13 protein-coding genes are annotated in these 12899 nt (G+C 57.8%); 7 read left to right on the forward strand and 6 right to left on the reverse strand.

Annotation, left to right across the window (positions count from 1 at the left end; all coding sequences use genetic code 11):
• Nucleotides 1–30 precede the first annotated feature (30 nt).
• From PPTH39_RS05965 to PPTH39_RS05975, 3 genes are all read right to left on the reverse strand, one after another.
• Nucleotides 31–1689 carry a cation acetate symporter gene (locus PPTH39_RS05965; protein WP_095002116.1) on the reverse strand — a complete coding sequence of 553 codons (1659 nt, stop codon included), beginning with the start codon at nucleotides 1687–1689 and terminating at the stop codon, nucleotides 31–33.
• Entirely contained in the window at nucleotides 1686–1997 is a 312-nt protein-coding gene (locus PPTH39_RS05970; RefSeq protein WP_095002117.1) for a DUF485 domain-containing protein, read from the reverse strand. Before PPTH39_RS05970 ends, PPTH39_RS05965 begins: the two co-directional genes overlap by 4 nt.
• A gap of 222 nt (nucleotides 1998–2219) precedes the next feature.
• Nucleotides 2220–3077, reverse strand: coding sequence for a glycine betaine ABC transporter substrate-binding protein (locus PPTH39_RS05975; RefSeq protein WP_095019110.1), 858 nt, complete (start codon nucleotides 3075–3077; stop codon nucleotides 2220–2222).
• 291 nt (nucleotides 3078–3368) lie between these two features.
• Between PPTH39_RS05975 and PPTH39_RS05980 the strand changes: the two genes are divergently transcribed.
• Entirely contained in the window at nucleotides 3369–4919 is a 1551-nt protein-coding gene (locus tag PPTH39_RS05980) for a glycoside hydrolase family 17 protein (protein ID WP_130871755.1), read from the forward strand.
• Nucleotides 4920–5017: 98 nt separating this feature from the next.
• Here PPTH39_RS05980 and PPTH39_RS05985 read toward each other — a convergent pair whose 3' ends face one another.
• Nucleotides 5018–5380 carry a hypothetical protein gene (locus tag PPTH39_RS05985; RefSeq protein ID WP_095002120.1) on the reverse strand — a complete coding sequence of 121 codons (363 nt, stop codon included), beginning with the start codon at nucleotides 5378–5380 and terminating at the stop codon, nucleotides 5018–5020.
• Between the two features lie 231 nt (nucleotides 5381–5611).
• Between PPTH39_RS05985 and PPTH39_RS05990 the strand changes: the two genes are divergently transcribed.
• Together PPTH39_RS05990 and PPTH39_RS05995 are read left to right on the forward strand one after the other, a co-directional pair.
• A complete protein-coding gene (locus tag PPTH39_RS05990) occupies nucleotides 5612–6910 on the forward strand; it encodes a serine/threonine protein kinase (RefSeq protein WP_095002121.1) in 1299 nt (432 codons plus the stop codon).
• Entirely contained in the window at nucleotides 6903–7691 is a 789-nt protein-coding gene (locus PPTH39_RS05995; protein ID WP_095002122.1) for an MlaA family lipoprotein, read from the forward strand. The genes PPTH39_RS05990 and PPTH39_RS05995 overlap by 8 nt, the downstream gene beginning before the upstream one ends.
• Nucleotides 7692–7795: 104 nt before the next feature.
• Here PPTH39_RS05995 and PPTH39_RS06000 read toward each other — a convergent pair whose 3' ends face one another.
• Both PPTH39_RS06000 and PPTH39_RS06005 read right to left on the reverse strand, forming a co-directional pair.
• A complete protein-coding gene (locus PPTH39_RS06000) occupies nucleotides 7796–8941 on the reverse strand; it encodes a patatin-like phospholipase family protein (protein WP_130871756.1) in 1146 nt (381 codons plus the stop codon).
• A 15-nt stretch (nucleotides 8942–8956) separates the two neighbouring features.
• On the reverse strand, nucleotides 8957–9889 hold the full coding sequence (locus tag PPTH39_RS06005; protein WP_095002124.1) for a lipid A biosynthesis lauroyl acyltransferase: 933 nt from the start codon (nucleotides 9887–9889) through the stop codon (nucleotides 8957–8959).
• Between the two features lie 119 nt (nucleotides 9890–10008).
• Between PPTH39_RS06005 and minC the strand changes: the two genes are divergently transcribed.
• From minC to PPTH39_RS06025, 4 genes are all read left to right on the forward strand, one after another.
• Complete coding sequence (gene minC / locus PPTH39_RS06010) at nucleotides 10009–10749, forward strand: septum site-determining protein MinC (protein WP_095002125.1); 741 nt, start codon at nucleotides 10009–10011, stop codon at nucleotides 10747–10749.
• 199 nt (nucleotides 10750–10948) lie between these two features.
• On the forward strand, nucleotides 10949–11761 hold the full coding sequence (gene minD, locus PPTH39_RS06015) for a septum site-determining protein MinD (RefSeq protein WP_029611321.1): 813 nt from the start codon (nucleotides 10949–10951) through the stop codon (nucleotides 11759–11761).
• A 3-nt stretch (nucleotides 11762–11764) separates the two neighbouring features.
• Nucleotides 11765–12019: a cell division topological specificity factor MinE gene (gene minE, locus PPTH39_RS06020; protein WP_016780154.1), complete on the forward strand. Its 255-nt coding sequence runs from the start codon at nucleotides 11765–11767 to the stop codon at nucleotides 12017–12019.
• 90 nt (nucleotides 12020–12109) lie between these two features.
• The gene (locus tag PPTH39_RS06025) at nucleotides 12110–12745 is read left to right on the forward strand and encodes an RluA family pseudouridine synthase (protein ID WP_095002126.1); all 636 of its coding nucleotides are present in this window, start codon (nucleotides 12110–12112) and stop codon (nucleotides 12743–12745) included.
• The last annotated feature ends 154 nt before the right edge of the window (nucleotides 12746–12899 follow it).

Consider the following 12899-nt stretch of genomic DNA (forward strand, 5'->3'; position numbering starts at 1 on the left):
GATTCGATTAAACATACTGTCTATTACGGATTAATGATCCACCGCACCGCTCGCCCCCAACCCCGTCTGCGAACGCACAAACTGCGGGAAGAACAACGCACGCTCCTTCTCTGCCGATTTGGACTTGTCCGTAATGGAGAAGAACCAGATACCCGCAAACGCGATGATCATGGAGAACAGCGCCGGGTACTCGTAAGGGAAGATGGCCTTTTCATGATGCAGGATCTGCACCCAGATGGTCGGGCCCAGGATCATCAGGCCAACCGCGCTTACCAGCCCCATCCAGCCGCCTATCATGGCGCCACGGGTGGTCAGGTTTTTCCAGTACATGGATAGCAGCAAGACCGGGAAGTTGCAGCTCGCAGCAATGGAGAACGCCAGGCCCACCATAAACGCGATGTTCTGGCTTTCAAACAAGATACCCAAGCCAATTGCCAGTACCGCCAATGCAATAGTGGTGATCTTCGAGACCCGAATCTCTTCCTTGTCGTTGGCCTTGCCCTTTTTGATCACGCTGGCATACAGGTCATGGGACACCGCAGAAGCGCCCGCCAGGGTCAGCCCCGCAACAACCGCCAGAATGGTGGCGAAAGCCACTGCCGAAATAAAGCCCAGGAACATGCTGCCGCCAACCGCGTCCGCAAGGTGCACAGCCGCCATGTTGTTACCACCCAGCAAGGCGCCAGCCGCGTCCTTGAAGTCCGGGTTGGTACTGACCAGGATGATTGCGCCAAAACCGATGATAAAGGTCAGGATATAGAAGTAGCCAATAAAGCCCGTTGCGTAGAACACGCTCTTGCGCGCTTCCTTGGCATCGCTCACGGTAAAGAAGCGCATCAGGATATGTGGCAGGCCAGCAGTACCGAACATCAGGGCCAAACCGAGGGAGAATGCAGAGATAGGATCTTTGACCAACCCGCCCGGGCTCATGATTGCTTCACCTTTAGGGTGAATCTTCACTGCTTCGGCGAACAGTGCGTTGAAGTCAAAGTTCACATGCTTCATGACCATCACGGCCATGAACGTGGCACCCGACAGCAACATGACCGCCTTGATGATCTGCACCCAGGTCGTTGCCAGCATGCCGCCGAACAACACATACATGCACATCAGGATACCTACCAGGATCACCGCAACGTGGTAATCCAGACCAAACAACAACTGGATCAGCTTGCCAGCACCGACCATTTGCGCAATCAGGTAGAACGCTACCACCACCAGCGAACCACAGGCTGACAACGAGCGAATCTGGGTTTGCCCCAAGCGGTACGAGGCCACATCGGCAAAGGTGTATTTGCCCAGGTTACGCAGACGCTCTGCAATCAGGAACAGAATGATGGGCCAGCCCACCAGAAAGCCGATCGAATATATCAGGCCGTCATAGCCGGACGTGTACACCAGCGCGGAAATACCCAGAAAGGAGGCTGCCGACATATAGTCGCCGGCAATCGCCAGACCGTTCTGGAAACCGGTAATCTTGCCGCCAGCTGCATAGTAGTCGGCTGCCGACTTGTTGCGTTTCGATGCCCAGTAAGTAATGCACAGGGTCGCACCCACAAAGACGACGAACATGATGATCGCCGAAATATTGAGCGGTTGTTTTTGCACTTCTCCAGTCAGGGCCTCCCCCGCCCAAACTGCCGGTGCAAGGGCTGTAGCGCCCAGCGTTGCCAATAAGCGCCCGATCATTGCCCAGCCTCCTTGAGAATTGCATTGTTCAGCTCATCAAACTCGCCATTGGCCCTGCGCACATAGATACCGGTCAGGATAAAGGCCGAAACAATCAGCCCCACACCAATCGGAATACCCCAGGTAATGGACGAATCGGGACTCAACTTGGTCCCCATGATGTGTGACCCATAAGCAATTAACAGGATAAAAGCGGCATATAACCCGAGCATGATTGCCGAAAGAAGCCAGGCAAAACGCTCTCTCTTTTTTACCAGCTCCTTGAAACGCGGGCTGTTTTGAATCGAGATATAAATGCTGTCGTTCATTATTTTTGTCCTCGCAGCACAGATGAGATGGAACGTTTTCACTATTAGGGCGGCGCAAATTCTATTCCAGACGACTTTAGTAGTAGAGCCTCTGATTTGCTGCAGCCCCCGGTTTACCTAGTCTGCAAGGACGATGACAACCATTGCCCCGCCCGAAAATGCAAAAACCGCCTGGCGAAAACACCAGGCGGTCTTGTGTACTGCGAGCTAGACGCTTCGCGATTATTTATCGGTCCACTGGGCAACACGCTCCGGGTGTTTGGCAACCCACTCTTTGGCCGCCACTTCAGGCTTGGCACCTTCTTGAATGGCCAGCATCACCTCACCAATTTCGTCTTTTGAATTCCAGGAAAACTTCTCCAGAAATGCCGCAACTTCCGGCGCTTTTTTATTCAGCTCCTTGCTGCCGATGCTGTTAACGGTTTCTGCGGCACCATAAACGCCTTTGGGATCTTCAAGAAAACGCAGTTTCCACTTGGCAAACATCCAGTGCGGCACCCAGCCGGTGACGGCAATCGGTTCGTTCTTGGCATAGGCACGCCCAAGCTCCGAGGTCATGGCCGCCCCGGAACTTGCCTGCAACTTGTAACCCTTGAGGTCGTAATCCTTGATGGCCTCATCGGTTTTAAGCATCACACCCGACCCGGCATCGATACCGACAATTTTGTTTTTAAACTCATCGCTGCCCTTCAAGTCAGCAATCGACTGTGCCTTTACATATTCAGGCACGATCAGGCCAATTTTTGCATCTTTGAAGTTGGGCCCGTAATCGACCACCTTGTCCTTGTTCTTGGTCCAATATTCGCCGTGGGTCACCGGCAACCAGGCGGACAACATGGCATCGAGTTTGCCCGTGGCCACCCCCTGCCACATGATGCCGGTGGCTACCGGCATCAATTTCACGTCATAACCCAACTTCTGTTTAATCACCTCTGCTGCGACATGGGTGGTGGCCACGCTGTCGGACCAGCCATCCACATAACCTATATTCAGGGTCGGTTTGTTCTGCGCGCTCGCCAGACCCGCACTCATCGCCAGCACCAAGACTGCTCCTGCGCTCAAAATTCGTCGCATCTTCATCTTTGATTCCCCACAGTGCCGGGCCCGACGAGTGCCGGGCCACTTCAAGATTCCTGCAAGGCTTTACAGCCTCGTATCACTTGCTCCGGATAATCAACCGCGCCTGTTTAGCGTCCTGCTCTGACGACGACCCCCATACAACCAGCAGCGACATGGCGATCACAGCCAAATTGATGCGTGCGGACGCTGGACGGCCTGACTGACAAACATTAGATGTCAAAATCATACACAGGCGCTGCGCCTGCTCAATTGCAGGTAAGATGCGCGGCTTTGCTCCCATACGGCCCGACCATGTCTGCGACTGTCCGCTTCCCCGTGCTGCCTTATCTCCTTGCCTGCCTGCTGGGCGCATTTGCCATTGCCGGCTTCTGGTACGGCCTGGGCCAACCGGTGATATTGCCCGATGCAGCAACACCGACCCATAAACTGCAATGTGCATCCTATACGCCGTTCGATAAGGACCAGTCGCCGTTCGACCAGCCTTTTGTGCCACGGGCAGAGCGTCTGGATGCCGATCTGGCGTTGCTGGCCACGCGCTTTCAATGCATCCGCACCTATTCCCAGGCGGGCCTTGAAACTCTGCCCGAGCTGGCACGCAAACACGGGCTCAAGCTGATGGCAGGCGCCTGGGTCAGCCGCGACCCCGTGGCCACGGAGCAGGAAGTGCAAGCCCTGATCGCTTCAGCCAATGCCAACCCGGATGTGGTCAGCGCAGTGATAGTCGGTAACGAAGCCTTGCTGCGCAAGGAGGTCACTGCCCCGCAGCTGGTCCGGCTGATCGACAAGGTGAAAAGCCAGGTCAAGCAACCGGTGACGTATGCAGACGTTTGGGAGTTCTGGCTGCAACACCCGGAAATTGCCCCGGCCGTGGACTTTCTGACCATCCACCTGCTGCCTTACTGGGAAGATGACCCTGCCGGCATTGACCAGGCGGTACAACATGTAGCGCAGGTTCGCCAGGTATTCGGCAACAAGTTCGCCCCCAAAGATATCCTGATCGGCGAGACCGGCTGGCCCAGCGAAGGTCGCCAGCGGGAAACTGCCCAGCCAAGCCGGGTGAACGAAGCAAAATTCATTCGTGGATTTGTCACTATGGCCGAACAAAACGGCTGGAAGTACAACCTGATCGAAGCCTTCGACCAACCCTGGAAGCGTGGCAGCGAGGGGGCGGTAGGCGGTTACTGGGGTTTGTTTGATGCCGATCGCCAGGACAAGGGTATCCTCGCCGGCCCGGTATCCAACCTGCCGCACTGGCGGGTCTGGCTGGGCTTTGGCGCCGTCCTGTTTGCGGGCACACTGCTGATTGGCGGCCGGGCCCGTACAAAACGCGCCGCTCTGACACTGCCAGCACTGGGTGCGATGGCGGGATGCAGCATCGTGGCATGGGCCGAGCTGGCGTCAGTCACCAGCCGCTTTGCTGGCGAGTGGCTATGGGCTGGCTTGCTGGTTGGCCTGAACCTGATCGTACTGACCCATGGTGCATTGGCCCTGGGCCAGAAAGACGGCTGGCGAGAACGCCTGTTCAACGCACTGGAGCGCCGTGCGGGCTGGTGGCTGGCAGCCGCCGGGTTTGCCGCAGCGGTGATGATGCTTGGGCTGGTGTTTGAACCGCGCTATCGAAGTTTCCCGAGTGCCGCCCTGCTCCTGCCTGCACTGGTTTATCTGCTACGCCCGGTGGGCGGCCCGCGCCGTGAGTTCGGCCTGCTGGCCTTGATCATCGGGGCAGGCATACCGGTGCAGCTGTACCGCGAAGGCCTGCACAATGAACAGGCCTGGATGTGGGCATTGGTCAGCGTACTGATGGTGATGGCGCTGTGGCGCAGTGTGCGCAAGCGCGCATGACACCTTTCTAGTGCAATCCCCCTGTGGGAGCGAGCCTGCTCGCGAAGGCCTCAAAGACCTTTCGCGAGCAGACTCGCTCCCACAAATGTTTCAAACTCTTACTTCGCGGCCCGCACCAGGCGCAACCCGGCGATCACCACGGCAAACACTGCGAGGCTGGCGTTATACAACGCCAGTGCGGGCAGGCCGAACAGCAGGGCCAGCACCGCCAGTGCGCAGCCGACACGACCACGCACGCAAAAAGCAATAATCGACAGCACCAGCGCGACCCAGCCCAATACCCGGAAATGAATCAACAAGCCCAGGTTTGCCCGCAACTGGCATTCCCAGCGCGCAGCCTCTGCCACACAGGTCCCCACCCACTGCGAGTCCTCCATCAAGCCGTATCGCAGCCCATAACTGGCGAGCAACCATACAGGCAGAGCGATAAGCAGCAAGATCCACGGCAAACGAGGTCGCATAACAAACTCCGATAGGCAAAAACGGCGCCCAGCTTAATCCCCATCTACAGCTATACAAGCCTTGCAATCAGATATCTGTTAACTAAAGTCATTCAGCGTGTATCTTGAGTGACTTTTTGCCTGTTCGGGACTGTTTGGGGAATTATTTAGTGCCATTGAATGGCACTTCAGTACGAGCCCTGTGGTCATAGCCTGCGAAACTTTTGCGCATCTTATTTAGGGATAGCCTCCATGCTCCGTTCTCTGCCCTTCGCTGCCTTACTGGGCGGCCTTATCTTGAGTGCGTCCGCGCAGGCGGTCGATGTCGACCCCGCAACGTATGGCTACCCGATAACCAATCCGTTTGAAGCTACGATTGCCACCACTCCGCCGCAAATGCGCCCGCTGCTGCCCGACGAAGATGATATCAACCAGTCGGACTACACCCTCAACCTGCGCCCTGAACGTGAGCACATACTGCCGGCCAATTTCTGGGCGGTGAAAAAGCTCACTTACCGCATGGCCAAACAGGATCACCCGGCGCCCTTGATGTTCCTGATTGCCGGCACCGGTGCTGCCTACGACAGCAGCCTCAACGAATACCTTAAAAAGCTCTTCTATCAGGAAGGCTATCACGTCGTTCAGCTGTCATCGCCCACCAGCTATGACTTCATGAGTTCGGCCTCGCGCCTGGCCACACCCGGCATAAGCCAGTACGACGCCGAGGATTTGTATCATGTGATGCAGGCTGTACGCGCCCAACAGGCCAAATTGCCCGTTACCGACTACTACCTCGCGGGTTATAGCCTGGGTGCGCTGGATGCTGCCTTTGTCAGCCACCTGGATGAAACACGCAAAAGCTTCAACTTCAAAAAAGTGTTGATGCTCAACCCGCCGGTCAATCTCTTTACCTCCATCAGCAACCTCGACAAGCTGGTGCAGACCGAGGTCAAAGGCATCAACAACTCCACCACGTTCTACGAACTGGTGCTGGGCAAGCTGACCCGCTACTTCCAGGATAAAGGCCGGGTCGACCTCAATGCGGCACTGGTGTATGACCTGCAAAACTCCAAGGAGCGCCTGACCAACGAGCAAATGGCCATGCTGATCGGCACGGTGTTTCGTTTCTCGTCAGCCGATATCGTGTTCACCTCGGACCTGATCAACCGCCGTGGCCTGATCACCCCGCCGAACTACCCGATCACCGAGGGCACCAGCCTGACACCTTTCCTCAAGCGTTCGCTGCAGTGTGACTTTGACTGCTACCTGACCGAGCAGGTGATCCCCATGTGGCGCGCCAAGACCGATGGCGGCAGCCTGCTGCAGTTGATCGATCAGGTCAGCCTGTACGCCCTGCAGGATTACCTGAAAAACAGCCCGAAGATTGCCGTCATGCATAACGCCGACGACATCATCCTGGGCCCTGGCGACCTCGGATTCCTGCGTAAAACCTTCGGTAATCGCCTGACGGTTTACCCCTATGGCGGCCATTGCGGCAACATCAATTACCGAGTCAACGCTGACGATATGCTGGAGTTCTTCCGTGGCTAAACAATTATTGCTTCTCGCCGCCCTGCTCGGCGCCGGCTTCGCCCAAGCCGACAACAGCAAAGCTCACACGGAACTGACCCCCGATGTCGACGGGTTTACCCAGCCGTTGAAACTGTTGAAGTTCAATCCGGGCCTGGATCAGCGTGAGTTCGAGCGCGCCACCATGAACGCTCTGAGCATCTATGACCCGCTGGAGCCGATCAACCGCAGGATCTACCATTTCAACTACCGCTTCGACCAGTGGGTGTTCCTCCCGGTGGTCAATGGCTATCGCTATGTCACGCCCAGTTTTTTGCGCACGGGTGTGAGCAACTTCTTCAACAACCTGGGGGATGTACCCAACCTGTTCAACAGCCTGCTGCAGCTCAAGGGCCATCGCTCGATGGAAACCACAGGGCGCTTGTTGCTGAATACGACCATCGGCATCGGCGGGCTGTGGGATCCGGCCACAGCCATGGGCCTGCCCCGTCAAAGTGAAGACTTCGGCCAGACCCTGGGCTTTTATGGCGTACCCGGCGGTGCATACCTGATGCTGCCGATCCTTGGCCCGTCGAACCTGCGCGACACCACGGGCCTGGTGGTCGACTATGGCGTCAACCAGGAGATCAACTTCCTGAACGTGCCGCACGAGAGCACTCGCCATCCCGAGATCTGGGTGCTGGGCGCTGTCGACAAACGCTATACCACCAGCTTCCGTTATGGTCAGTTCGACTCGCCATTCGAATACGACAAGCTGCGTTACATCTACACTGAAGCGCGCAAATTGCAGATTGCCGAGTAAACCTGTAGCCGCTGCAACAGATTGCGATGGGTTGCGCAGCGACCCCGAGGAAGGGCCGGCGGCCCTTATCGCAGCCTGCGGCAGCGGCTACAAAAGCGAGTAGTTCAAACCCGCAAAAACTGGCACAGCGCATCGCGCTTGGCCATCGCATCGCGTCGCCCCAACTCGATCAACTCCCGACAATAACCCGCCTCGAACAGCAGGTAGCTGAGCACCCCTGCACCACTGGTTTTGGTCGCACCGGGGCCACGCAGGAACATGCGCAGCGCGGCCGGCAGCTCATGCCGATGGCGGGCCGCGATTTCGTCTATAGGCTGGCTCGGCGCAATCACCAGCACCTCCACGGGGGACAAACCGAGGTTGTCGGATTGCCTGGGCAGCAGGCGACTGAAGTGATTGAGCCGCTCAAGCAGCTCGATATCGCTTTCCAGGCTGTCGATAAACGTACTGTTGAGCATATGCCCGCCAATTTGCGCCAGCGTCGGTTGTTGAGCGTTGTAGTAGTGCGACTGGCCGGCCTGAAGGTCCGGCCCGTGCAGGTTGCCGCTCACCCCCACCACCAGCACCCGGTTGGCTCCCAGATGCAGCGCAGGACTGATTGGCGCCGACTGCCGCACTGCGCCATCGCCAAAATACTCTTCGCCGATTTTGACCGGAGCAAACAGAAGAGGGATGGCCGAACTGGCCAGCAGATGTTCAACCGTCAAAGCGGTGGGCATGCCGATGCGCCGATGGCGCAACCAGCCATTGATGGTGCCCTTGCCTTGATAAAAGGTCACCGCCTGACTGGAAGAATAGCCAAATGCAGTAACCGCGACAGCCCGTAGGTGATGCCCGGCAATCGCCTGTTCAACACCGGGGAAGTTGATCCGGTCCTGGAGCAGATCGCGCAAGGGCGAACTGTCGAGCAGCGCCACCGGCACATGCGAGCCTAGCCCGAGCAGACTGTGAGCAAAAAAACGCGTGGCCTGATGCAAAACCCCCGACCAGTCGCTGCGTAGCACGCGCCTGCTTTCAAAACCCTGCCAGAACAGGGTCAGGTGCTCGACCGCGCGGGTGAAATCCATCGCCCCGCTAGCCAGGCTGACCGCATTGATCGCGCCCGCTGACGTCCCGACAATCACCGGGAACGGGTTGATGGCACCGGCAGGCAGCAACTCGGCAATCGCCGCCAGCACGCCGACCTGATAGGCCGCCCGCGCACCACCACCAGACAGTATCAGGCCCGTCACCGGCGCAACCGCAGTCACGCCAGTGCGGCCGCCTCAGCCGCGTTTGTCGTACAGTTTCGGCTCGCCGGGCGGGCGGGTCTTGAAGCGGCGATGGGCCCACAGATACTGCTCGGGGCATTCACGCACCGCCCGCTCAACCCATTGATTGATTCGCAGGCAATCAGCCTCATCGCTTTCTCCGGGGAAATCCCTCAGTGGCGGATGAATGACCAGCTTGTAACCACTGCCGTCGGCCAGTCTTTGTTGAGTAAAGGGCACAACCTGCGCTTTGCCCAGTTTGGCGAACTTGCTGGTGGCGGTAACGGTGGCCGCCTGGATGCCGAACAAAGGCACAAAGATGCTCTGCTTGGCGCCGTAGTCCTGGTCGGGCGCATACCAGATCGCCCGCCCTGAGCGCAGCAGCTTGAGCATGCCGCGCACGTCATCACGTTCGACAGCCAGCGAATCTACATTGTGCCGCTCACGGCCACGACGCTGGATAAAGTCGAACAGCGGGTTTTTATGTTCGCGGTACATGCCGTCGATGGTGTGTTGCTGACCCAGCAAGGCAGCGCCGATTTCCAGGGTGGTAAAGTGAAATGCCATCAGGATTACCCCCTTGCCTTCAAGCTGAGCCTGCTTCAGGTGCTCCAGCCCCTCGACATGGGCCAGCTTGGCCAGACGCGGTTTTGACCACCACCAGCTCATGGCCATTTCAAAGAAGGCGATACCGGTCGAGGCGAAGTTGTCCTTGAGCAACTGCTTGCGCTCGGCGCGGGTCTTTTCAGGGAAACACAATTCAAGGTTGCGCGTGGCAATACGTCGGCGATCACCGGCCACCCGATACATCAGGGCGCCGAGACCACGGCCGATACACAGTTGTACTTTATAAGGCAGTTGCACGACCAGCCACAGCACGCCGAGACCCAGCCATAGCAGCCAGAAACGCGGATGAAAAAAAGCGGCACGAAAACGCGGGCGATCCATTAATGATTCCGGACAGACACAAGGGTCGGCCATTCTACATCGTTAGACCCGGCTTGCGGCCTGCCGGCGTTCTCGTTATAAGTCTCAGCACTTTAAGTGACAAGTCGCGTTAAGCAACCATGAGCCAAACCGAATCGCTAGACCAAGCCCCCGTGTTCCAGCTTAAGGGCAGTATGCTCGCCATCACGGTGCTGGAACTTGCGCACAACAACCTTGAAGCCCTGGACCGCCAACTGGCCGCCAAAGTGGCCCAGGCCCCGAATTTTTTCAGCAATACCCCGCTGGTACTGGCGCTGGACAAGCTGCCCGCCAGTGAAGGCGCCATCGATTTGCCGGGGCTGATGCGCGTCTGCCGCCAACATGGCCTGCGCACCCTGGCCATTCGCGCCAACCGCATCGAGGACATCGCTGCTGCCATTGCCATCGACCTGCCTGTACTGCCACCCTCCGGCGCCCGTGAGCGGCCGATTGATCCGGTTGAAGTGGTGGTCGAGGCAAAAAAACCGGAAAAACCGCCAGAGCCGGCGATCAAGCCGACCAGGATCATCACCAGCCCGGTACGCGGCGGCCAGACGGTGTATGCCGAAGGCTGTGACCTGGTGGTGATCGCTTCAGTCAGCCCCGGTGCGGAACTTATGGCCGATGGCAACATCCATGTGTACGGGCCTATGCGGGGCCGCGCACTGGCCGGGCACAAGGGCAACACCAAGGCACGGATTTTTTGCCAGCAGCTGAGCGCCGAGCTAGTGTCAATTGCGGGCAAGTACAAGGTATCCGAAGACCTGCGTCGGGATCCTCTGTGGGGAACAGGTGTTCAGATCAGTCTGTCAAGTGACATGTTGAACATCACCCGGCTTTAACGGATACTCTCGCCATTTTCCAAGCATCTCAAAATCGTAGTGAAAACAGACTTTTCCTTGTAGGGACAAGCAATCAGGCAGCGTTTACACAGCGTAAACGCGACTTGAACAATGACCCGCCAAGGCTGTTCACCTGCAGTCGTTCATAGAGATGTTATTCAGGGGCTAAAAAGTCCTTTTTCCTTAGGGGTGAAACACCTTGGCCAAGATTCTAGTGGTTACATCCGGCAAGGGTGGTGTGGGTAAGACCACCACCAGCGCCGCTATCGGTACCGGCCTCGCTCTGCGCGGCCACAAAACAGTGATCGTCGACTTTGACGTCGGTTTGCGTAACCTCGACCTGATCATGGGTTGCGAGCGCCGCGTGGTGTATGACTTCGTCAACGTGGTCAACGGTGAAGCCAACCTGCAGCAGGCGCTGATCAAAGACAAGCGCCTGGAAAACCTCTACGTGCTGGCCGCCAGCCAGACCCGTGACAAGGACGCGCTGACCAAGGAAGGCGTCGAAAAAGTTCTTATGGAGCTTAAGGAAACCTTCGAATACGTGGTCTGCGACTCCCCGGCCGGTATCGAAACCGGTGCCCACCTGGCCATGTACTTCGCTGACGAAGCGGTAGTCGTGACCAACCCGGAAGTGTCCTCGGTACGTGACTCGGACCGCATGCTGGGCCTGCTGGCCAGCAAGTCGCGCCGCGCCGAACTGGGCCAGGATCCGATCAAGGAACACCTGCTGCTGACCCGCTACAACCCTGATCGCGTTTCCAAAGGCGAAATGCTCGGCGTTGAAGACGTCAAAGAGATTCTGGCCGTGGCCCTGCTGGGCGTGATCCCGGAGTCCCAGGCTGTTCTCAAGGCATCCAACCAGGGCGTGCCAGTGATCCTTGACGATCAAAGCGACGCCGGTCAGGCCTACAGCGATGCCGTTGATCGCCTGCTGGGCAAAACCGTGGAGCACCGGTTCCTTGATGTACAGAAGAAGGGATTCTTCGAGCGCCTGTTTGGAGGCAACTAAACAATGAACATTTTTGACTTCTTTCGTACCCGCAAAACGCCAACAACCGCGTCGGTGGCGAAAGAGCGTCTACAGATCATCGTGGCGCACGAGCGTGGCCAACGCAGCACCCCGGACTACCTGCCTGCCCTGCAAAAAGAGCTGGTCGAGGTGATCCGCAAATACGTCAACATCGGCGACGATTCTGTACAGATCGCCCTTGAAAACGAAGGTAGCTGCTCGATTCTGGAACTCAACATCACACTGCCAGATCGTTAATCGATCCGGCGGGCACCACGGCGACCTCGGTGCCTTCCCTGCAGGGGAGGCTCCTTTGTCGCCGTTGGCGTTTTTCAAGAGGCTGTTTTAATGCCGTTGTCCAATATTCACATTATCCATGAGGACGCTGGCGTTCTGGTGGTCAACAAGCCGACCTTGCTGCTTTCGGTGCCGGGCCGGGCCGATGACAACAAGGACTGTTTGATTACCCGCCTGCAAGAAAACGGCTACCCCGAGGCGCGCATTGTCCACCGCCTGGATTGGGAAACGTCCGGTATTATTTTGCTGGCGCGGGACGCTGACACTCACCGTGAGCTTTCCCGCCAGTTTCACGACCGCGAAACCGAAAAGGCCTACACCGCACTAGCCTGGGGCCAGCCCGAGCTGGACAGCGGCAGCATCGATCTGCCCCTGCGCTACGACCCGCCGACCAAACCCCGGCACGTGGTTGACCATGAATTCGGTAAAAACGCACTGACCTTCTGGAAGATCCTGGAGCGGTGTGGCGATTACTGCCGCGTTGAGCTGACACCGATTACCGGCCGTTCGCACCAGTTGCGCGTGCACATGCTGTCAATCGGCCACCCGCTGCTCGGTGATGGCCTGTATGCGCACCCGCAAGCCCTGGCCGCATGGCCGCGTTTGTGCCTGCACGCGAGCATGCTGAGCTTCACCCACCCGCAAACCGGTGAACGCCTGCGCTTTGAGTGCCCGGCACCGTTCTAAATACCTACCACCCCTTGTGGGAGCGGGCTTGCTCGCGATACAGGCGACGCGGTTTTGCAGGAACATCGCACTGATGCCATCGCGAGCAAGCCCGCTCCCACAAGAGCTGCATTAGAGAGCCAAATCTTGCGATCAATGCGCTAAACTCGCGGCC

It is taken from the genome of Pseudomonas bubulae, assembly GCF_900618535.1.
In the GTDB taxonomy this organism is placed as follows: domain Bacteria; phylum Pseudomonadota; class Gammaproteobacteria; order Pseudomonadales; family Pseudomonadaceae; genus Aquipseudomonas; species Aquipseudomonas bubulae.

Excerpts from the sequence above, each read along its gene's own strand:
- minC (WP_095002125.1), top strand. The coding sequence starts at position 10,009 with ATGAGCCAAACCGAATCGCTAGACCAAGCCCCCGTGTTCCAGCTTAAG.
- PPTH39_RS05985 (WP_095002120.1), bottom strand. The coding sequence starts at position 5,380 with ATGCGACCTCGTTTGCCGTGGATCTTGCTGCTTATCGCTCTGCCTGTA.
- PPTH39_RS06025 (WP_095002126.1), top strand. The coding sequence starts at position 12,110 with ATGCCGTTGTCCAATATTCACATTATCCATGAGGACGCTGGCGTTCTG.
- PPTH39_RS06005 (WP_095002124.1), bottom strand. The coding sequence starts at position 9,889 with ATGGATCGCCCGCGTTTTCGTGCCGCTTTTTTTCATCCGCGTTTCTGG.
- PPTH39_RS05990 (WP_095002121.1), top strand. The coding sequence starts at position 5,612 with ATGCTCCGTTCTCTGCCCTTCGCTGCCTTACTGGGCGGCCTTATCTTG.
- PPTH39_RS05980 (WP_130871755.1), top strand. The coding sequence starts at position 3,369 with ATGTCTGCGACTGTCCGCTTCCCCGTGCTGCCTTATCTCCTTGCCTGC.
- PPTH39_RS05975 (WP_095019110.1), bottom strand. The coding sequence starts at position 3,077 with ATGAAGATGCGACGAATTTTGAGCGCAGGAGCAGTCTTGGTGCTGGCG.
- PPTH39_RS05970 (WP_095002117.1), bottom strand. The coding sequence starts at position 1,997 with ATGAACGACAGCATTTATATCTCGATTCAAAACAGCCCGCGTTTCAAG.
- minE (WP_016780154.1), top strand. The coding sequence starts at position 11,765 with ATGAACATTTTTGACTTCTTTCGTACCCGCAAAACGCCAACAACCGCG.
- PPTH39_RS05965 (WP_095002116.1), bottom strand. The coding sequence starts at position 1,689 with ATGATCGGGCGCTTATTGGCAACGCTGGGCGCTACAGCCCTTGCACCG.